Source organism: Alteromonas sp. S015 (assembly GCF_036864485.1).
Classification (GTDB): Bacteria; Pseudomonadota; Gammaproteobacteria; order Enterobacterales; family Alteromonadaceae; genus Alteromonas.
In genome coordinates, this window is the sequence record NZ_JAZETO010000009.1 from 16593 (window position 1) to 35569 (window position 18977).

Consider the following 18977-nt stretch of genomic DNA (forward strand, 5'->3'; position numbering starts at 1 on the left):
TAGAGATTGGCACTGCTTTGATAGTTAAAGGTATTTTACAATACGTGGCACACGTTGAGAAACGCGGGTCATTAATTCGTAGTCGATAGTGTCAGCATTAGCCGCAACTTCTTGAATTGGCACATTCTGCCCCCAGAGTTCAACTTCATCGCCCACTGCAACGTTGTCGATATGGGTTACGTCGATAGTGATCATATCCATAGAAACGCGGCCAGCTAAATAGGCGCGTTTACCTCTAATCATTACCGGCGTACCGTTTTTGCAGTGCCTTGGATAGCCATCGGCGTAACCAATGCCTACGGTTGCAATTTTGCTGGACTTACTTGCTACCCAGGTTTGACCATAACCAATACCCTCACCTGCCGGTATGGTTCGTACTGCTAGTACACTGGAGCGAAGTGTCATGGCAGGGTAAATTTCAACGTCGAGATTTCGCGAGGTAGATACGGCGCCGCCATAAACCCCTACGCCTAGTCGGTTCCAGGCATTGCGACTTGCAGGCCAGTTTACCGTGGCGGGAGAATTAGCCACGCTGGTTGGCAAGCCCAATTTACTTGCTACTTGATTGAACGCATCGATTTGCGTGTTGGTAAAGTTATTATCTACATCGTCAGCGCACGCAAAGTGCGTAGCAATAACCGTTTGCTCGCTAAGTAAATGATTGTACTTAGCAGCAATCCCTTCGATATCGGAAAGGGCAAAACCCAACCGGTGCATGCCGCTATCCACTTTAAGCCAAATATGCGGACGCTGCTGTTCGGGGCAGCTTTCTAACCAGATAAGCTGTTCTTCGCAGTGCATAACTAATATACAGTTATGCTGAAACGCCATTTGGCACTCTTTTGCCTGATGTGCCCCTTCTAACACCACAATAGGCGCAGTAATTCCCGCGTCGCGAAGCGCAATGGCTTCTTCAATTATTGCTACGGCAAAACGCGAAGAAACATGCTGAAGAATGCGCGCTACATTTACTGCTCCATGACCATAGGCATCGGCTTTTACCACCGCCATAGACTGGCTTGAGGGCGCTAAAGCAGCAAGGACTTTGAAGTTGTGTAAAAGGGCGTCAGCATGAATGATAGCTTGCGTTTGTCGGCTCACAGAAAAACACGTTCCTTAAATGTTTAATGGGAAAGAGTATAGAATGCCAAAGTGTACCACGAGAAGCGTATCAGCTGCGCAGGATTAATATGAAAAACGTACCATCTAACGCAAGGTTTCTTAAGGCGTAAAATACCGTTATGCTTTGCGCTAGTTCATTATCACAATTTCGTTGCCCCAAGGTTTTCAATGTCTTCGCACAATCCTTCTACTTCAGAATCGTCCGCCAACGCCAGTATTAAAAATATAGTCAGTACTGACGACAAAGCGGCAGGGAATAAACCCACCGTTAACGAACTAGCCCAGTCACTGAATAAAATTGTGTCAGAAGGCAGAAACCCAGACACCCTCGATATAGACACGCTAAGCACTGAAGGCATTCTTACCCGCATTAATAACGAAGATGCAAAAGTGGCAAACGCTGTTGCCTCACAAATTCCGCAAATTGGTAAAGCGGTGGATGCCGCAACTGTAAGCATTAAAAGCGGTGGTAGACTTATTTATATAGGCGCGGGAACCAGCGGCAGGCTGGGCATACTTGATGCGGTAGAGTGCCGCCCCACGTTTAGCGTACCCGATGAACTGGTTGTTGGCGTGATAGCTGGCGGTGAAAAAGCCATTCAGCACGCCGTAGAAGGGGCAGAAGATGACGTCGACGCGGGGCGTGCTGATCTTGAAGCACTGTCCCTAAACCACAACGATACGGTTATTGGTATTTCAGCAAGCGGTCGTACACCCTATGTAAGTGGTGCACTCAAATATGCCCGTTCGCTTGGCTGCTTTACCGGCGCTATTGCATGTAGCCCTAACGCCGCTATTTTTACGAATGCTGATGTAGCTATATGCCCAATTGTTGGGCCTGAGGCGCTTACTGGCAGTACGCGCATGAAGTCGGGTACGGCGCAAAAGCTCATACTTAATATGATTAGCACCAGCACCATGATTAAGCTGGGGAAGACCTATCAAAACTTAATGGTAGATGTGAATGCCACCAACGAGAAACTAAAAGCCCGGGCGCTTCGCATTGTTATGCAAGCTACGGACTGCAGTGAACATGCTGCTTTGGCAGCACTTGGTGCGTGCCATAACAAAGCTAAAGTTGCTATTTTGATGGTATTAACGGGGCAGTCTGCCGAGCAGGCCGCCGCTCAATTAGATGCTAGCGGCGGATACCTACGTAACGCCGTAAATAAAAGCGAATAACCACAGTCAATTAATGCTATGAAGATTTTAACTTCGCTCGAAGTGAACAAGGTTTTTAGACGCCTTACCTCGAACGCGTTCATTGCAGTATTTTCTCTAGCGCTAGTTAGCTTATCTACACATGTATATACAAGTAATACTGATAGCCCTGCGAACCAGTCTACATTAATAGAAAAGCAGCCTGCGCTAGGGACTAAGCAGCCCGTATCAAGCACTAAGCAGTTTGCTGTAGGCGCTGAACGTTATTCAAAATACCTACCCTTACTAGCAGGCAAACGAGTTAGTTTAGTGGTAAACCAAAGCGCGTTGGTCTCGAGCCACAGCGCATTGCCTTCTAGCACGGTTGAGCCTGAAGAGCGCGAATCGAGCAACAGCTTGGCTACACAAAAAAATAAGATAAAGACAAGCCAGCGCAATCAGCATCTGCTTGATGCCCTACTTCAACGCAGTGTTAACGTTGTAAGTATTATGTCACCGGAGCACGGATTTAGAGGAGACAAAGGCGCGGGCGAAAAGGTAGATAGCAATATTGATGCTAAAACCGGTTTGCCTATTCACTCCCTTTACGGTGCAACCAAAAAGCCTACCCCCGACATGTTGGAAGGTATCGATGTGATTGTTTTCGATATTCAGGATGTCGGCGTACGCTTTTACACCTATTTAAGCACCTTGCACTATGTGTTGGAGGCGGCCTTTGCGCGTAATATCGACGTTATCGTGTTAGATAGGCCGAATCCTAACGGCCGTTATGTTGACGGTCCAGTGCTGCAATCTGAATTTTCGTCGTTCATTGGCATGCATCCTATTCCCGTCTTGCACGGGATGACCTTAGGCGAGCTTGCTCAAATGGTGGTGGGGGAACAGTGGTTAGATATTGACGTGAGCAGTTATGACAACGCTAAGCTTACCGTTGTCCCAGTGCAGGACTATCAACGCACTGAACATTATTCGTTGCCCGTAGCGCCTAGCCCTAACCTGCCAAACGATTTATCGATACGCCTTTACCCAACGCTGTGTTTTTTTGAAGGCACCGACGTGAGTATAGGTCGCGGCACTGATTTTCCATTCCAACTTATTGGCCACCCTTTTGTTGAGTTTGGTAAAACCAAGATACCGGTAAATGCAAATAGTGCAGCGCCCCACCCTAAACATGAGAATACCCTGCTTAATGCACACGTATTTACTCATGCTACTCCTATCAACTCAGAAAGCTTAGGCCTTAAGCCTGCCATTCAAGAATACTCTCCTATTGATGGTTTAGATATCGCTAAGTTGATAGATGCCTATTCTCGTTTTTCTGCATATAACAAGATGCTCAGCGCCAGTGGTGGCACTGAAGAAACCTTCTTTACTCGCCCAGATTTCTTCGACAAATTAGCGGGTACTGATGCGCTACGATTTCAAATTCAAACTGGTAAAACGCCTGCAGAAATTCGACAGAGTTGGCAGAAAGAATTAGACAAATTTAGAGAAAAACGAAAAGCGTATCTGCTTTACCAGGACACGGATTAATGTACCGATAAACGCCTTTTTCCTTGAGGATTTGAGGTCTCTTATCAAGGTAAATGTGGAGGAAGTATTAGCAATACTGAACAACTCCACAGCATGTAAGTAAACACTTACACCCAAATCAACTCAATATAATTGAACTTGAAAAAGTTAGTGAAAACTAACCTTCTTCATTTTTTGTTTTTACCAAAGTTGCGAGCTGAGCTTCAGCGGTGGCTTTTTGATGTTTGAGCTCATCTCTTTTTTCACCGTCACTCTCAGCGATTTTTGCTTCAATATCGGCAATTGTCTGCATCAGCGTTTCTTTACTTTTTTCTTTTTGCTCGGCCTCTTCGGCCTTGTCAAAAATAACGTCTTCAGGAGAGGCTTCTTCCTGTTTAGTGTGACTAGGAAATTTAGCAATCATCTTCAAACCGTCAGGCTGAGGGCGTTGATTCATAAAGCTAGGAGAAACAATTTCAATATCGGCATTATGCAAAGCGTCGAGTACGGCTTTGTGAAGCCGAGAACGCGCGCTCAGCAAACTCTTTACTTCGGTTAGTAGACCTGAAATGCGATAACTTACTGAAAAGTCGCCTAACCCAACTACTTGGACAAATGGCTCTGACAGCTGGGCACTTTCAGCTGCGACAAGTAAGTGCTTTTCAATAATGCTGTGATGAATATCGTAGCCTAAGCTGATATCCACACTAACAATTGCGCCAGACGCTCTGGTCACAGAAACGGGAGAATTCACCATCAGCGTATTGGCAAAGGCAATAAGCTCTCTGCTCTCAGTTTGAATTTCGACATCGAGTAAGCCCATTTCGGTAACACGACCGCTGTAGCCTTCTACCTTGATAAAGTCACCCACTTTAAACGGGCGGTTCACTCGAAGTACAATCCCCGCCATCAAATTCCCAACCATGGTGGCAGAAGAAAAGGCAATCACACCTGATATAAGTACGCCAATAAGCGCGATAACTTGGTTTCGAGTGCTTTCACTCACCGGTAGAGCCATCGCTATTACTACCGCCCCAATGATAGTAAGTACCAACATTCCCACTTGGCGAGGTAACTTCTGCTCATTGGTAAGATGGCTCTGCTTGGCTAGCAGAAGATAGTGCAGCGCGATGAGCACGCCTACTACCGATACCATAGCGACAAGAAGTGGCACAAATGGTAACAAGGCACTTAATACCGTATCGACTAATGAGGTCTGCGTAGCACCTAGTGTTTTTTTTGTATCCACGAAACGTCCTTATAGTTTGGCTTTTAGGTTGGCTTATAGATTCGCTCTTGGCTAGCTTTTAAATGGATGTCAGCTTTGCTTTCACTTTAATAATGACAATTATTGCAACGAAACAGGTGAACGCCCCTCAGCAAGCGCGCTACCAAATAACACATCAACCAGTGCATTAAGACTATAGCTCGTAACATGCTGATTTTCTTTGTCACCTTTCGATGTAGTATTCACTGCATAACTAAATGTAGCAATAGCAATATCGGCTAACTCTTTCACGTCCTGGGCTATGTATGGCATACGCAGTGGGGCAAAGACCACGGTTTTATTCTGTGCTTTCGCAGCAGCCATGATCTTTTTACTAAATGTCATCACTTCCGTTTCACTTGCGCGTTGCTTTACATGCTCGGGTAAATCAAACCCACCCAGTTCGTAATTCGCATGAAGAGGACTAATATTGCCAACCACGAGCACATCAACTTGTTTTAATAGATTCATTGCTAATTGGGTTTTAGGTAACGCAGTCAACGGCAAACACGCAAACTCTAATGGCTTATTGTTGACGTTGGAACGAGCGCTTGTAAGTGCAGCTTCAAATGCTAAACATCTTGCTGCGTCTGGCATAAGCGCCAACCAGCGATTTGAAGTTATTGGCAACTCATCCTTCCCGAAGAGTACAGATACCGACGACTTAGAAAGGGCTTTCTCAATTTGAATTCCTCTGTTTTTCAAACTGTTAGGATTATTCATTGAAGCATTTTCTTTCGCTTCATTGAGCCACCATGACATGGGCTTGGAAATAAAACTTTGCAAAGCAAAGCGCTGTTTTTCCTTTAAGATACGACTATGAGATGCCTTCAAGAAAGCGCTTCCCTGCATTCGATTTGCTGCGTTGTCCAAAAGTAACGCGAACTTCTTTATGTCGTCTTGATTTCGTATGGTGAACGGCATAAGCGCTATATCAGCGCCTGCGCTGAATGCACTAACTAATGCTTTTTCATGGGAGAAAAACTGAGTAATGCCAGCCATGTCTAACGCGTCAGTAACGATAAGACCTTGATACCCTAATTGGTCGCGAAGCAAATTGCTTAAGATCTTCTTCGACAAAGTAGCAGGAACTATTTGCGACTTACCATGCTTATCGATAATTGTGGTATCGTCTAAAGACGGGTACTGAATGTGTGCACTCATTACCATTGCTGGAGGCGTTCCACTATTAATAATATTCGCAAAAGGAAGGATGTCGCCCGCCATAGCTTGCGCTTTGCTGTGCGTTACTTGCGGCAGGCCACTGTGGCTATCTACATGGGTATCACCATGGCCCGGAAAATGTTTGATAGCACTTATTACACCTGTACTTTGCATAGCACTGACAAATGTCTGTCCAAGTGCGGCCACCTGCTCTGGGTTTTCTGAAAAACTGCGTACGTTAATAACGGGGTTCTTCGGCTCGCTATTCACATCAACCGACGGCGCAAAATTGGTGTTAATTCCCAGCGGTAAAAGCGTTTGGCCAATGTGCGATGCCACACTTTGCGCAAACGCATTGCCTCGTTGATGAAAAGTGGCGCCAATGGCCATGTTACCCGCAAACGGCGAGAGCATATCTGAAGGCAACCTTGCTACTCTGCCCCCTTCTTGGTCGACAGCAATAAACAACGGCTGACGCCCTGCTTTTACCATATGCTGCTGCATGGTGTAATTGAGCGTAATTAACTGCTCGGTATTTTGAATGTTCTCTGAAAACAAAATAACACCGCCGATGTTGTGCGTGCTGAGCACATTTAAAAGTGACGGTGGAATTACGGTCATAGGCGTACGGCAGCGCAAAGACGGCGTATTGTCTTCACAGAAATAGCGAAAATCCAAAATGATTTTTTGCCCGAGCATGTTTTTTACAGCGCGAATGGTTTCGGCATCAGCGCTGGGCTTAGGATTATTCGAAGCGTTAGCACTTTCAGATTGAGCGGTTGCGCTAGCAGTAAACAGGGTAGCACTTAATAAAATGAGTACGGCTGACAAGATAGCGCTAAGGCCCATCAATGAAGCACGTTTTTTACAAATAACTTGCTGGAATAACAATGTTTATCTAATCCTTGGTAACACGAAGCACAATACGGTACGCTAGCATAAATGAGAGAAGCATGTTCGCCAACTTTGAACTGTAATCACACATTCTCTTGCGCAAATAGACATACCTTTAGGGCAAGTAGAGCGTAGTAACTTATCAAAGCTCAACAAGTCCTAGGCACACATAAATTTAAGTTTGGAAAGAAGTATGGATTGGATGTCAGTCATCCCCCCTCTTGTGGCTATTGCCGTCGTTTTTTGGAAAAAAGAAGTCATACTCGCATTAGCGCTGGCTGTTCTGTGCGCGGAAGCGTTAATTTTGGTCAATGCTGATATCGCTAGCAGCTACATGGCGCCCATTAATGCCATAGAGCGCGTAGTTGATACCGCCGCGAGCCCAGGCAATACGCGGGTGCTTATTTTCTCTGTACTAGTAGGCGCGTTGCTCGCATTTATACGTGACTCGGGCGGCGTAACGGCCACGGTCAACTTTCTTGTAAACAAAGGGGTAGCGAAAAGTCGCAAACAAGTGGGCGGCTTGACCATGTTCACTGGTATTGCGGTATTCATAGAATCAAACTTGAGTGTGCTCACTGCCGGCATATTCGCTCGAGGGCTGTTTGACCGCTTCGGCATGAGTCGCGCGCGCTTAGCTTACATAATTGACTCCACCAGCGCGCCCGTTTGTATTTTGATTTTATTAAACGGCTGGGGGGCGTTTATACTCAGCCTGCTTGATGCCTACGAGCTACCTGCTTCGTCAGCTTCCATTTTATGGGGCAGCGTATTTTTTAACTTTTACGCCATCTTCACCTTACTTATTGTGGCCTACACAATTTCCGCTGACAAAGTGCATGGCCCAATGGCTGAAGAAGAAAAAGCACTCACGCATGTAAAGGTTAACCAAACTACGGAACCTGCCACCAAGGCTCGTTTCATGTTGGTACCGCTGATAGTAATGGTATTAAGCATGGTTGGCTTCATGTTCTGGACGGGTAATGGCGTATTGTCTGAAGGCAGCGGCAGCAAATCTGTACTTTACGCTACGGCGCTAGCCACTGCTATTGCCTATGGTCTGCTCTTAATCCACAAACGTTTTACCCACAAGGAAGCGGTAGAAATTGGTTTTAAAGGGATGGGTGAACTACTTCCTCTAGTGACCATAGTGTTACTGTCGTTAACCTTAGGCAATAGCCTTAAGGTGCTTGGAACAGGTGTGTTTGTTGCGGGCATAGTGGGAGAGTATCTTCCTTTAGTGCTTATTGTTCCCATGCTATTTATTGCCGGAGCGATCATGTCGTTTACCACAGGCACGTCATGGGGCACATTCGCCATCCTAATTCCTATTGGTGTGCCGCTGATTCAAAGTTTAGGGTTACCCCCTTCACTGGTTATTGGCGCTATTTTGGGGGGCGGTATATTTGGCGATCACTGCTCGCCTATATCCGACACCACCGCCGTGTCTTCATTGGCAGCGGGTACTGACGTACTAACACACGTTAAGACACAGTTTCCTTATGCCTTATTTGCAGGCGCACTCACGCTTATTGCCTACTTTGTAGCAAGCTTGATCATGCTTGGTTAACGCCGTTGATTAAAGTTTGTCGGTAGCCAGTTGCTAATCGCAAAGATTTAGCAATGTCTGTAACAAGGAGTTTTTAATGAAAAAGCGGATAGCTTACGTCGGGTTTATCTCGGTAATAGTGGCATTTATTTCAGTGGTAGCAGCGTGTTCCCATGCGCCAAATCCCCCTGTTGATAACGCTAGCAGCAATACAGTAGGGCTTAGCCAACAGGCTGTTGCCATGCCTGACAGCTACAGTGCCGATGCTGCAATGCAGGTACTCCAAGAAGGTGGTAACGCAATTGATGCTGCTATTACGGCACAGTTTGTTCTGGCTGTAACACTACCTGAAGCAGGTAATGTAGGTGGTGGTGGCTTTATGACAATAAAGTTTGAAGATAACACCGACTTTCTAGATTACCGCGAAATGGCACCTGAAAATGCGCATCGCGATATGTATCTTGACCAGCAAGGCAATGTAAAGCCTTATGAATCGTTGTTTGGGGCTAAAGCGTCTGGTATTCCCGGGACCGTTGCAGGCATGTGGGCCGCGCATAAAAAATACGGCACATTGGATTGGGAGCGTCTACTCGCACCAGCCGTTGATTTGGCAGAGCAAGGTTTTGTGGTTCACGAGAAGCTGGCCAATAACATTGATCACTATATTGAGCGTACCAAAGAAGCAGCTATCAATAACAACTTTAGCGAGTATTTTGCACACGCTAAAGCAGGCACTACCTTCAAACAGCCAGAGCTAGCGAAAACGCTTAAAGCTATTCAGCAACAGGGAAAGGATGGCTTTTATAAAGGCGATGTAGCAAAGCATATTGTTGATTTTATGCAGCAAAACGGCGGCCTTATTACCTATGAAGACTTACTGGCTTACAAAGCAGTATGGCGCAAACCTCTTCACTTAAACTGGCAAGGCTATGAGCTGGTGACCGCACCACCTCCAAGTTCTGGTGGTGTTGCCGTTGCCCAGTGGATTGGCATGCTAGAAGCCTATGACGCAACGCACGATTTGCCAGCGCAAAACAGCACTGAATACATTCACGTGATGTCAGAAATTGGTAAGCGGGTGTTTGCCGATCGCGCTGAGTACATGGGCGATCCTGATTTTGTTAGTGTTCCGGTAAAAGCGCTCACAGACGCTAACTATATTACTGAGCGCGCAGCAGATATTCAGCCTACCAGTATTTCGGATACCCCGAGCGTTAAGCCTGGCTTGAAAGAAAGCGAAGATACAACACACTTCTCCATTATGGACAGATGGGGTAATGCCGTTGCGAATACAACGACCATCAACCTTACTTTTGGAAGCGGCGTTGTTGTGACTGGTGCTGGCTTTTTGTTAAATGATGAAATGGACGATTTTAGTGCTAAGCCTGGCGTGCCTAACTTCTTTGGCGCAGTGGGTGGTGAGGCGAATGCTATTGAACCTTACAAGCGCATGCTGTCTTCTATGACGCCAACGCTGGTCACTAAAGACGACCAAGTGGTACTGGTAACAGGCTCTCCTGGCGGCACTACCATTATTTCGTCAGTAACTCAGTCGCTATTGAATGCCCTGCTTTACGATATGAGCGCTGAAGAAGCCGCGAACTCACCACGTTTTCATCACCAGCTATTGCCCAAAGACACCATTCGTATGCACGACGGGTTTACAGAGACAACGGTGAATGAGCTTAAAGCAATGGGCTATACCATAGATAACCGTCGCTTTGGTGATGTGCATTTAATTAAGCGCACTAAAGAGGGTGTAGAAGCCGCATCTGAAAAAAGCGGCCGGGGTAAAAGCCTAATTCAGCCATATTAGTACAACCGTATTAGCACAGGGCTGTTAGCTGAGCCTCAAAAGTAGAGCAGCATTAGCTGAGCACGATTAGTGGATCTATAGGGGCTCAGCGTTATTAGTCCAGCCTTGAACAAGGTACAAGCTGAAAACTATAGCAACAGCGTGGTGTCGATAGGCACGTACTTAGACGCCACTTTTTGAATACTTTCAGCCGTTAATGCAGGAACACCGTACACCGTTACGGTTTTCCCTTTTGCTTTAAGGGCGTTTACAAGAATATCGAAATCGCCGTCGCCCGACACCAAAATGATCTCATCAACATCGTCGGCGTGTTCAAGTGCATCTACGGTTATACCTACATCCCAGTCACCTTTCGCCGAGCCGTCAGCACGTTGAATGAAAGGCTTTAACTTTACTTCAAATCCAATAGCACGAAGAATGTTTTGAAATTCACGTTGCTTGCTGTCACCCCTGTCTATGGCGTATGCGAAAGCATGGGCTATATCCAAGTTGTAGGTAAGTTCACGCCAAAACCGGTTGTAATTAAAGTTGCGTTTGTACGCCTGACGACAGGTGTAATATACGTTTTGTACGTCTACAAGCAATAAAGCTTTTTTCAAAACCACTCTCTTTATCGATTTATTCGGTTATTGTTTTCTGATGTTATAGCCTTTTGATAATAAAACCAAAAAACCGATGATGAAATTTATGCGCAAAGGGCAGCTGACACCAATTATTACGAAGCGAAAAGCTGAGAAATATGGGCGAACGCTTTGAACTCTAATGCGTTGCCGAAAGGGTCTTTGAAAAACATGGTAGCTTGTTCGCCCGGCTTTCCTTTAAAGCGAATGTAAGGTGCGATAACAAACTCGGTATCAGCAGCCTTTAGTTTGCTTGCTAGTGCTTGCCAATCGCTCATGGTTAGCACAACGCCAAAATGCGGCACTGGCACGGCATGATCGTCTACACCATTATACGATGGCGGCGACGGCATGGCCTCTACACAGTGCGTCACTAATTGATGGCCAAAGAAATTCCAGTCTATCCACTGGGTGTCACTGCGGCCCTTTTCACAACCCAACAACTCACCGTAGAACGCTTCTGCATCGGTTAAATTAGTGACCGGAATGGCAAGGTGAAAAGGTTGAACCATGAAAGCTCCTGTTATAAAAACTTCTTAAGTAGCGATAATTTGAATTTAGAAAACGGCGCATAACGAAAGAACACGTCGAGGGCGAATGAGCGCTTCATTACCGTTTTAATATGGCTGAATGTATCAAAACCTGCTTGGCCATGATAGCTACCCATGCCGCTATTTCCTACGCCGCCAAACGGCAATTCGGGGTTTGTCATAAACAGCATAGTGTCGTTAGTACACACGCTGCCCGAGCTGGTTTTACTGATAATATTATCGAGCACCTCATCCTTGTCGCTAAATGCATAAAGGGCGAGTGGCTTAGGCCTGCTGTTCACAAGCTTAATGCCCGCGTCCATATTATCAGCAGTGATAATAGGTAGAATGGGGCCGAAAATCTCTTCTTTCATTAACAGGCAATCTAACGATGGCGCTAACACGAGCGTGGGAGCCATCGCAGGGCGGGATGCATCTGTCTCTCCGCCATATACCACATTAACGTTTTCAAGGTAGCTCTCAAGGCGTTTTAGGTGGCGATGATTAACTATATTGCCATAATCCGGTGAAGACAGGGGTACTTTGCCGTACTGTTTTTTCAGCTCTTTTTTAACCGCATCGATAAGCTTTTGCTCAAAGCCCTTTTCAACAATGACATAGTCAGGCGCAATACAAGTTTGGCCCGCATTCATCCATTTACCCCACACTAAACGGCGCGCGGTTACAGCAAGATTTGTGTTTTTATCAACAAAGCAGGGACTTTTACCGCCAAGCTCAAGGGTTACTGGCGTTAAATGTTTGGCCGCGGCGCTCATGACAATTTTACCCACCACTTCACCACCAGTGTAAAAAATATGGTCCCATTTGCAGGCAAGTAGCGCCGTCGCTTCATCTTTACCGCCTTCTATTACGGCAACGCATGAATTATCCATATACTGAGGGATAAGCTTAGCTACCAGCGACGAGGTTTCTTCAGCTAGTTCAGAGGGTTTCAATACCGCACAGTTGCCCGCTGCAATAGCGGCGATATAAGGGGCAAGCAATAACTGAAGCGGATAATTCCACGCTCCGATAATAAGCACAGTGCCAAGTGGCTCAGGCTTGCGAAAGCTCTTACCTGGCCACGCCACCATGGGTGTAGATACTTTGCGTAGTTTTGCCCATTTGTCCAGATGCTTAAGCGTGTGTTTGATATCAGAAAGCAGAAAGCCTTGCTCAGCTACCATGGCTTCGGTCTTACATTTGCCTAAGTCATTTTTAAGGGCCTGCAATATGTCGTGCTGGTTGTCTTTAAGCAGGGTTTCTAACGCCTTTAATTGGCTTTTGCGCCACTCCAAGGACTGGGTTTTTCCTGTATCGAAACTGTCGTTAAGCTTGTGAACAACGTCAACGAAACACACGCCTGTTTCCACTGCGTGAAGAGAAGGTCTATTTGGCATAAGAAGGCTCCGATAGCATAGCACCCGCTACAACAATTCTATGGTTCATCTTAGGATTGTTGTCGGGCAAAGCAGCGCAAAAATTAACTGATACTATCTTATATTAATAGGGATGTTCGAAGACAACGCAACTAAATTGTTAATTAATGTTTAATGCGATCGCGTTTTAGACCTTGAACGTGAATTTTATATGCGTGAAATACAGGTGCCGAAAAATGAAACGTGATAAAGGCAAATGAGAAAGAGATAAAATTCGCAAGCAATAAAAAAGCCCAGTAAACACTGGGCTTTTGAAAGTATAACGCTTTGCTATTACGCGTCGTAAGGGCTGCGTAAAACGATAGTTTCGTTTCTGTCAGGGCCTGTTGAAACGATATCAACCGGTACACCCGTTAGCTCTTCAAGGCGCTTGATGTAGTTTTTCGCTGCTTGTGGAAGCGCTTCAAACTCAGTTACACCAAAGGTGCTGTCTGTCCAACCCGGCATTTCCTCATAAACTGGCGTCACTTTTTCGTAACCGTCAGCCGCCATAGGAGGAACGTCTTTCACGTTACCGTCTGCATCTTTGTAGCCTACACAAATTTGAAGGCTTTCAAGACCATCTAGTACATCTAGCTTGGTTAAGCAGAACCCAGTAATAGAGTTAATTTGTACTGCGCGTTTCATCGCAACCGCATCGAACCACCCCGTGCGGCGCTTACGGCCTGTAGTCGCGCCAAACTCGTGACCTTTAACACCTAAGTGTTGGCCTACTTCACATTCTAGTTCAGTAGGGAAAGGGCCTGAGCCTACACGCGTGGTGTACGCTTTAACGATACCCAGTACGTAATCTAGCTTAAGTGGGCCAAAGCCAGCACCTGTTGCTACACCACCAACGGTAGTGTTTGACGACGTAACATAAGGGTAAGTACCGTGGTCGATATCTAGAAGTGTGCCTTGTGCACCTTCAAACATGATAGGTAGACCGGCATTGTGCGCCTTGTCTAGCTCGTCAGTTACATCAACAACCATCGCTTTAAGAATGTCAGCAACTTCCATTGCACCTTTTAAGGTTTCATCAAAGTCTACTGCTTCTTCGCCATAGTACTGCGTAAGCGTGAAGTTATGCACATCTAGCACTTCTTTCAGCTTTACGGCGAAATCTTCGGCGTTAAATAAGTCGCCAACGCGTAATCCACGGCGGGCTACTTTATCTTCGTAAGCAGGACCGATACCACGACCGGTTGTACCAATTGCTTTTGCGCCACGGGCTTTTTCGCGCGCTACATCTAGTGCAATGTGATAAGGAAGAATAAGCGGACAAGCTTCACTAATCTTTAATCGCTCGCGCACTGGAACGCCACGCTCTTCAAGCATAGTCATTTCTTTCATTAGTGCGTCAGGGCTAAGCACGACACCGTTACCAATAATACAGGTAACATTATCGCGTAGGATGCCTGATGGGATTAAGTGAAGTACGGTTTTTTCACCGTCAATTACTAGAGTGTGACCTGCATTGTGTCCGCCTTGGTAACGAACAACATATTTTGCGCGATCAGTGAGTAGGTCTACGACCTTGCCTTTACCCTCGTCACCCCATTGAGTGCCGAGTACCACAACGTTCTTTGCCATGAATCATATGTGTAAGAAAATTAGGCGGGGATTCTACAAAATTCTAGGGCAAGGATCATCCCTTTTTCGAACAAAAATACGACTATTTTATTTTTAATATTGAAATCACAAAGATGTCTCACTGCCGCTCGAGCCTTTTTGAAATAAGGCTTGGCTTCTTATTTTTCTGCACAAAGATTCTAAGGTGCTAATTTTTAAAGCATTCTAAACCTTACTTGACATAAAAGCTGAACAATCGGTCTACCGCAGTCTGCACTACGCCTTTTTATATATCGTTTTGCTCTCATTCGCGGGAGCAGGGATGCTTAAAAACGAATGAGGTATTCAAAGGAGCGTAAATATACCGCCGATTGTTGAATACAGGTTTAAAAGTACACTTTTCAGTCAACGGTAAAGTCGTGCACTTTTTTATACTGAGTATTGTTGTAAAGCGTGTGGAAGTGTTTACTGAGATCCGCTTTCATACCGTTTCAGGCTTATTCACGTCTCTTGACGCCTAGTTCTGGGCGCTAACTCAACTGAAATAAAACAGGAGCAGTGCGCCTACTATCACAAGGGTACCGCCAATTTGGCGCAGTTGATTGCTGGGCTGCTGGCTTATCTGAAGCAAATAATTACGCCATTTATTCGGAAAAAGAAGCGGCCCTATTCCTTCTATAATAAATACCAACGCTAAAGCGGGTAATAGCCACTCCATAAAACTATCCTTAAAATAAATGTGACGTTAATGTTTGCGTATGCTTAAAGCAACGCTTTCTGCTTCAGTGCTGTTAAATCAATATACTCAGGGGTGTGGTACAGACCAAAACCAAACCGTAAGCGGTTTCCTCTAAAATCGGTAAGGATATGATGCTCTTTAAGCGTTGAAGCAAGGGCTTTTGTCTCATCGACATTATTTAATTCAAAGGTAAGGAAATGCCCCCGGTTTGCTTCATCTCTTACTGCTAAATGTTTTTCGTTTAGCAAGGGATGGTTGCAGGTAGCGAGTTTCTCTAGAAATGTACGCTGCATGCCCATTACGTATTCGTTAACTGTGGCTACATCAATGTCATTGTCGTCAAACATACGAAGCACGGCTCTTAATCTGTAGAGCGCGGTAAAATCCATGGTCGCACCAGCAAAGCGCATTCCATCTACACTATATTGTACGCTGTCTTTACCGCCAACCTTACGAGGCTTATCTAGCTCGCCAAACTCTGCAAACCAACCTGTATACACAGGTCTTAGCTCACAGCCCACGGGTACGTGCGCAAAACATGCGCCCTCTCCTGCCTGGGCATATTTATAACTGCCTGAAAGGTAGAAAATACGATGTGCAACCTGCCTTAAGTCGGTAGGCTTCGCCATAAACCCGTGGTAGCCATCAACCACAATAAGGGTATTGTCGTTAGTTACGCTATTTACGATATCTGCAGCATCGTTCACCACGTATCCGGAATTAAAAAACACCTGACTAAAAAAAACCAGCTCGGGATCGAGTTCGGCAATGGCGGCCTTAAAGCGCGACGCAAACGTATTGTAGGGTTTGGTGGGTACAGTAATAAGTTCTATTGCTCCCTGCTCTTGCAGCCTACTCGCTTGGCGCTGAAAACTGTGAAACTCGCTGTCTGTCGACACGACTTTATAGGGCGCAGTACTATCGATGCAGCTTATTACGCGATAAAGCAGCTCATGGGTATTGGGCGCAAAAACGATTTGATGTGGCGCACCAGTATTCAGTATGTTGCTAATGCGCTGCTGTAGCTCTGGTACCAAAGTTTGGAAGAAATATCCCCATTTTTCGTCAACATACTTAGCGCTGTCATCCCAGTAGTTAAGCATTGCATCACGTGTGCAGTCGGGCCAAAAGTAGTGGCTGTGACACGCGTAATGCTGTTTGTCTTTGTTCGCGTTAAGAAAACCCGTATAAAACTGCTGATATGCCATGCTTTATTGCTCACTTTAAAAACCGAATAAACCCTATCAAAATTCTACCTTTTTCGCATGAATCTGCGCCTGACACATAACATTTATTTACAAATTAAGTGTAAATTGTTTTGCCCAAATCATCGTGCTTAGTGGTATTTCTTATATAAACACAGCCACAGCAAAATTTAAGAACTCTGCTATACCCTATAATGGCTAGATATTTTTATTAGCCGAGTGAGCAAGCTCCATCTGTTCCACGCAGACAAACATTAAAGGTATTTTATGCGTTTTCCTAAATACGGAAATTATTCATTGGATGTCTCAGGGAACGTACTTGAGGTGTTTGCAACCGGGGCGTGGAACCTGAAAACGACAGAGTTTTTTATAGAAGAAATGCATGAACTTATCGCTAAGTTCGACAATAAGCCTTGGGCTGCTTTAATCGACGGGCGACGTTGGGTGTTAACTACGCCTGAATGCCAAACCCGATTAGCACAAGCAATTAAAGTGAATATTTCACGAGGACTGACACGCTCCGCTTATGTGTTAGACACAGGAATGGTAAGAAAAGCTCAGCTAGAGAGGACTCACCCGTCTAAGCAGCGCAACGTTGAAACGGCTAACTATAACCGAGAATATTTTCAAAAGTACTTTCAAGCGCTTAATTGGCTGTACAATGAAGGGTTCTCACCTATTCAGCTGCCTTAATGGGTGCAACGGTTAACGCGCTGGCACAGCGGATAAAAACGTTTTTCCACCTACAAATACCAGCACGAATGTCTTACACACAATGAACTTCACCCTGACATAGTCAATTTAGCACTACGGAAGCTGCTAAACCAACTTTGTGTCTAGTACATTAGACTGTAAACTTTGCGACGATATTCAGACTTTAGCGGGTCACCGTCAGCGAGCGCATTCATCATATCCATCATTAGTTTTCTGGCGTCGCCAAACCCTAGCTCTCGCTTTAACACACTATAAAGAAGCGCTAATGCATCTTGCGCTTTGTTCGCTTGCTGCAACTGAACGGCTAAGTCTACTTTAAGCTGCAAGTCGTCTGGGTTCGCTTCAACCGCCGCTTGAAGCTGACGAATCTCAGGGGTATCGGCGGCTTGTTCTGCCAGTTCAATTTTACCCGCTAAACTCTTGTAGCGTGAGTCTTGATCAACCAACTTAATTTCTTCCAATAACGCTTTGGCTGTATCGATAGAGCCGGTCTCGATATAGCAATCAATAAGCATATATTTTGCGTTTACGTTATCAGGGTTAAGCGCCAGCGCTTCTTTTGCCGCAGGCAGTGCCTCTGCATACTCACCTTGCTGAATCGCTTTCCCCGCTGTGGCAAGTAGATCGTCCTCTGGGTTAGGTAAATATTTAGCGAGCATTTCGCGAATCTGCTGCTCTGGTTGCACACCAGCAAAGCCATCAACAGGCTGACCGTTTTGTACTACCATCACTGTTGGCAGGCTTCTAATCCCGAACTGTGCAGCCACTTCTTGCTGAGCTTCACAGTCTACTTTGGCCAAAATTAAATGTTGGCTATATTCACTTGCCAGCTTTTCTAAAATGGGCATCAGATCTTTGCAGGGTTCGCACCAATCAGCCCAAAAATCGACAAGCACCAGTTTTTCTTGCGACGCTTCTACAATGATTTGCTGAAAGTTTTCTACCGTAATATCTACGATGGTTGCTTGGCTATTTGCAACGAGATTTTCCATAACGCGGGCCTTTAGTTTCTTGTATTGAAAGGAATATGGGGCAGATGGCCTGAAATTACAAGGCTAGGGCGGGTTATCTTTGGCGACCAATCCATGCGCGAGGAGGAACTTCTCAGAAAGCGTCCTTATATTAAAAATATACGTTGCATTTGTCGCGTTTACGACAATCTATTTTCACTCTAAATGTTAACATGGTGTAAACTATTGTTACTGTATACTACTTCTACAAAATACGCGTTTTTGGCCGAGAGGGTTTTATGTCTACGCAAACAAACGGCGACACTCATTTCGAATCGTTCAAAGCATTTTATCCGTTTTATTTAAATGAACATAAAGATAGTACGTGCCGCACACTTCACTTTATCGGCTCTTGGCTGGTACTTGGTGTTATTGCGCTAGCAGTGTATAAGGCCAACTGGTCGCTACTGTGGTTTATTCCGCTAGTAGGCTACGGTTTCGCTTGGGTTGGTCATTTCTTTTTTGAGAAAAATCGCCCTGCTACGTTTAAACACCCGCTTTACAGCTTGATGGGCGATTGGGTCATGTTTAAAGACATTCTCATTGGCAAAATTAGCCTCAAAGGTGAATAAGTTAGTATAGATTAAATGCGGGTTAGTCCTATATTGGCGATAATCCTCTACTAGCACTCTACGTCATTTCACGCTGTGTGATGTGTTGAGGTTTGCACGTTTAACGAACAAT

General features: G+C 45.4%; 16 protein-coding genes. 6 read left to right on the forward strand and 10 right to left on the reverse strand.

Annotation, left to right across the window (positions count from 1 at the left end; genetic code table 11):
- Positions 1-24: 24 nt before the first annotated feature.
- The gene (gene alr / locus V7R42_RS16360) at positions 25-1101 is read right to left on the reverse strand and encodes an alanine racemase (protein ID WP_334021293.1); all 1077 of its coding nucleotides are present in this window, start codon (positions 1099-1101) and stop codon (positions 25-27) included.
- 189 nt (positions 1102-1290) lie between these two features.
- Between alr and murQ the strand changes: the two genes are divergently transcribed.
- Together murQ and V7R42_RS16370 are read left to right on the forward strand one after the other, a co-directional pair.
- Positions 1291-2304: an N-acetylmuramic acid 6-phosphate etherase gene (gene murQ, locus V7R42_RS16365; protein WP_334021295.1), complete on the forward strand. Its 1014-nt coding sequence runs from the start codon at positions 1291-1293 to the stop codon at positions 2302-2304.
- Positions 2305-2322: 18 nt separating this feature from the next.
- The gene (locus V7R42_RS16370) at positions 2323-3816 is read left to right on the forward strand and encodes an exo-beta-N-acetylmuramidase NamZ family protein (protein ID WP_334021297.1); all 1494 of its coding nucleotides are present in this window, start codon (positions 2323-2325) and stop codon (positions 3814-3816) included.
- Between the two features lie 157 nt (positions 3817-3973).
- Here V7R42_RS16370 and V7R42_RS16375 read toward each other — a convergent pair whose 3' ends face one another.
- Entirely contained in the window at positions 3974-5044 is a 1071-nt protein-coding gene (locus V7R42_RS16375; protein WP_334021299.1) for a mechanosensitive ion channel family protein, read from the reverse strand.
- Between the two features lie 99 nt (positions 5045-5143).
- Entirely contained in the window at positions 5144-7117 is a 1974-nt protein-coding gene (locus V7R42_RS16380; protein WP_334021300.1) for a glycoside hydrolase family 3 N-terminal domain-containing protein, read from the reverse strand.
- A 196-nt stretch (positions 7118-7313) separates the two neighbouring features.
- On the opposite strand from V7R42_RS16380, the gene V7R42_RS16385 reads away from it, so the two are divergent.
- Entirely contained in the window at positions 7314-8690 is a 1377-nt protein-coding gene (locus V7R42_RS16385; protein ID WP_334021302.1) for a Na+/H+ antiporter NhaC family protein, read from the forward strand.
- 76 nt (positions 8691-8766) lie between these two features.
- Positions 8767-10485 carry a gamma-glutamyltransferase gene (ggt, locus tag V7R42_RS16390; protein WP_334021303.1) on the forward strand — a complete coding sequence of 573 codons (1719 nt, stop codon included), beginning with the start codon at positions 8767-8769 and terminating at the stop codon, positions 10483-10485.
- A gap of 128 nt (positions 10486-10613) precedes the next feature.
- Here ggt and V7R42_RS16395 read toward each other — a convergent pair whose 3' ends face one another.
- From V7R42_RS16395 to V7R42_RS16420, 6 genes are all read right to left on the reverse strand, one after another.
- On the reverse strand, positions 10614-11084 hold the full coding sequence (locus V7R42_RS16395) for a LabA-like NYN domain-containing protein (RefSeq protein WP_334021304.1): 471 nt from the start codon (positions 11082-11084) through the stop codon (positions 10614-10616).
- A gap of 116 nt (positions 11085-11200) precedes the next feature.
- Positions 11201-11617 carry a VOC family protein gene (locus tag V7R42_RS16400; protein WP_334021305.1) on the reverse strand — a complete coding sequence of 139 codons (417 nt, stop codon included), beginning with the start codon at positions 11615-11617 and terminating at the stop codon, positions 11201-11203.
- 11 nt (positions 11618-11628) lie between these two features.
- Positions 11629-13035 carry an aldehyde dehydrogenase family protein gene (locus V7R42_RS16405; RefSeq protein ID WP_334021307.1) on the reverse strand — a complete coding sequence of 469 codons (1407 nt, stop codon included), beginning with the start codon at positions 13033-13035 and terminating at the stop codon, positions 11629-11631.
- A gap of 312 nt (positions 13036-13347) precedes the next feature.
- Positions 13348-14646 carry an adenylosuccinate synthase gene (locus tag V7R42_RS16410; protein ID WP_334021309.1) on the reverse strand — a complete coding sequence of 433 codons (1299 nt, stop codon included), beginning with the start codon at positions 14644-14646 and terminating at the stop codon, positions 13348-13350.
- A 514-nt stretch (positions 14647-15160) separates the two neighbouring features.
- The gene (locus tag V7R42_RS16415; protein WP_334021311.1) at positions 15161-15343 is read right to left on the reverse strand and encodes a DUF2065 domain-containing protein; all 183 of its coding nucleotides are present in this window, start codon (positions 15341-15343) and stop codon (positions 15161-15163) included.
- Positions 15344-15387: 44 nt separating this feature from the next.
- Positions 15388-16572, reverse strand: coding sequence for an aminotransferase class V-fold PLP-dependent enzyme (locus tag V7R42_RS16420; RefSeq protein ID WP_334021313.1), 1185 nt, complete (start codon positions 16570-16572; stop codon positions 15388-15390).
- A gap of 264 nt (positions 16573-16836) precedes the next feature.
- Here V7R42_RS16420 and V7R42_RS16425 point away from each other — a divergent pair, with 264 nt between their 5' ends.
- Positions 16837-17262, forward strand: coding sequence for a hypothetical protein (locus V7R42_RS16425; RefSeq protein ID WP_334021314.1), 426 nt, complete (start codon positions 16837-16839; stop codon positions 17260-17262).
- Positions 17263-17405: 143 nt separating this feature from the next.
- Here V7R42_RS16425 and trxA read toward each other — a convergent pair whose 3' ends face one another.
- Positions 17406-18275, reverse strand: coding sequence for a thioredoxin (gene trxA / locus V7R42_RS16430; protein WP_334021316.1), 870 nt, complete (start codon positions 18273-18275; stop codon positions 17406-17408).
- 257 nt (positions 18276-18532) lie between these two features.
- On the opposite strand from trxA, the gene V7R42_RS16435 reads away from it, so the two are divergent.
- Entirely contained in the window at positions 18533-18865 is a 333-nt protein-coding gene (locus tag V7R42_RS16435; protein ID WP_334021317.1) for a DUF962 domain-containing protein, read from the forward strand.
- The last annotated feature ends 112 nt before the right edge of the window (positions 18866-18977 follow it).

Coding starts and splice junctions, on each gene's coding strand:
- V7R42_RS16435 (WP_334021317.1), top strand. CDS start 18,533: ATGTCTACGCAAACAAACGGCGACACTCATTTCGAATCGTTCAAAGCA.
- V7R42_RS16405 (WP_334021307.1), bottom strand. CDS start 13,035: ATGCCAAATAGACCTTCTCTTCACGCAGTGGAAACAGGCGTGTGTTTC.
- V7R42_RS16410 (WP_334021309.1), bottom strand. CDS start 14,646: ATGGCAAAGAACGTTGTGGTACTCGGCACTCAATGGGGTGACGAGGGT.
- V7R42_RS16420 (WP_334021313.1), bottom strand. CDS start 16,572: ATGGCATATCAGCAGTTTTATACGGGTTTTCTTAACGCGAACAAAGAC.
- V7R42_RS16385 (WP_334021302.1), top strand. CDS start 7,314: ATGGATTGGATGTCAGTCATCCCCCCTCTTGTGGCTATTGCCGTCGTT.
- ggt (WP_334021303.1), top strand. CDS start 8,767: ATGAAAAAGCGGATAGCTTACGTCGGGTTTATCTCGGTAATAGTGGCA.
- V7R42_RS16370 (WP_334021297.1), top strand. CDS start 2,323: ATGAAGATTTTAACTTCGCTCGAAGTGAACAAGGTTTTTAGACGCCTT.
- V7R42_RS16425 (WP_334021314.1), top strand. CDS start 16,837: ATGCGTTTTCCTAAATACGGAAATTATTCATTGGATGTCTCAGGGAAC.
- murQ (WP_334021295.1), top strand. CDS start 1,291: ATGTCTTCGCACAATCCTTCTACTTCAGAATCGTCCGCCAACGCCAGT.
- trxA (WP_334021316.1), bottom strand. CDS start 18,275: ATGGAAAATCTCGTTGCAAATAGCCAAGCAACCATCGTAGATATTACG.
- V7R42_RS16415 (WP_334021311.1), bottom strand. CDS start 15,343: ATGGAGTGGCTATTACCCGCTTTAGCGTTGGTATTTATTATAGAAGGA.
- V7R42_RS16400 (WP_334021305.1), bottom strand. CDS start 11,617: ATGGTTCAACCTTTTCACCTTGCCATTCCGGTCACTAATTTAACCGAT.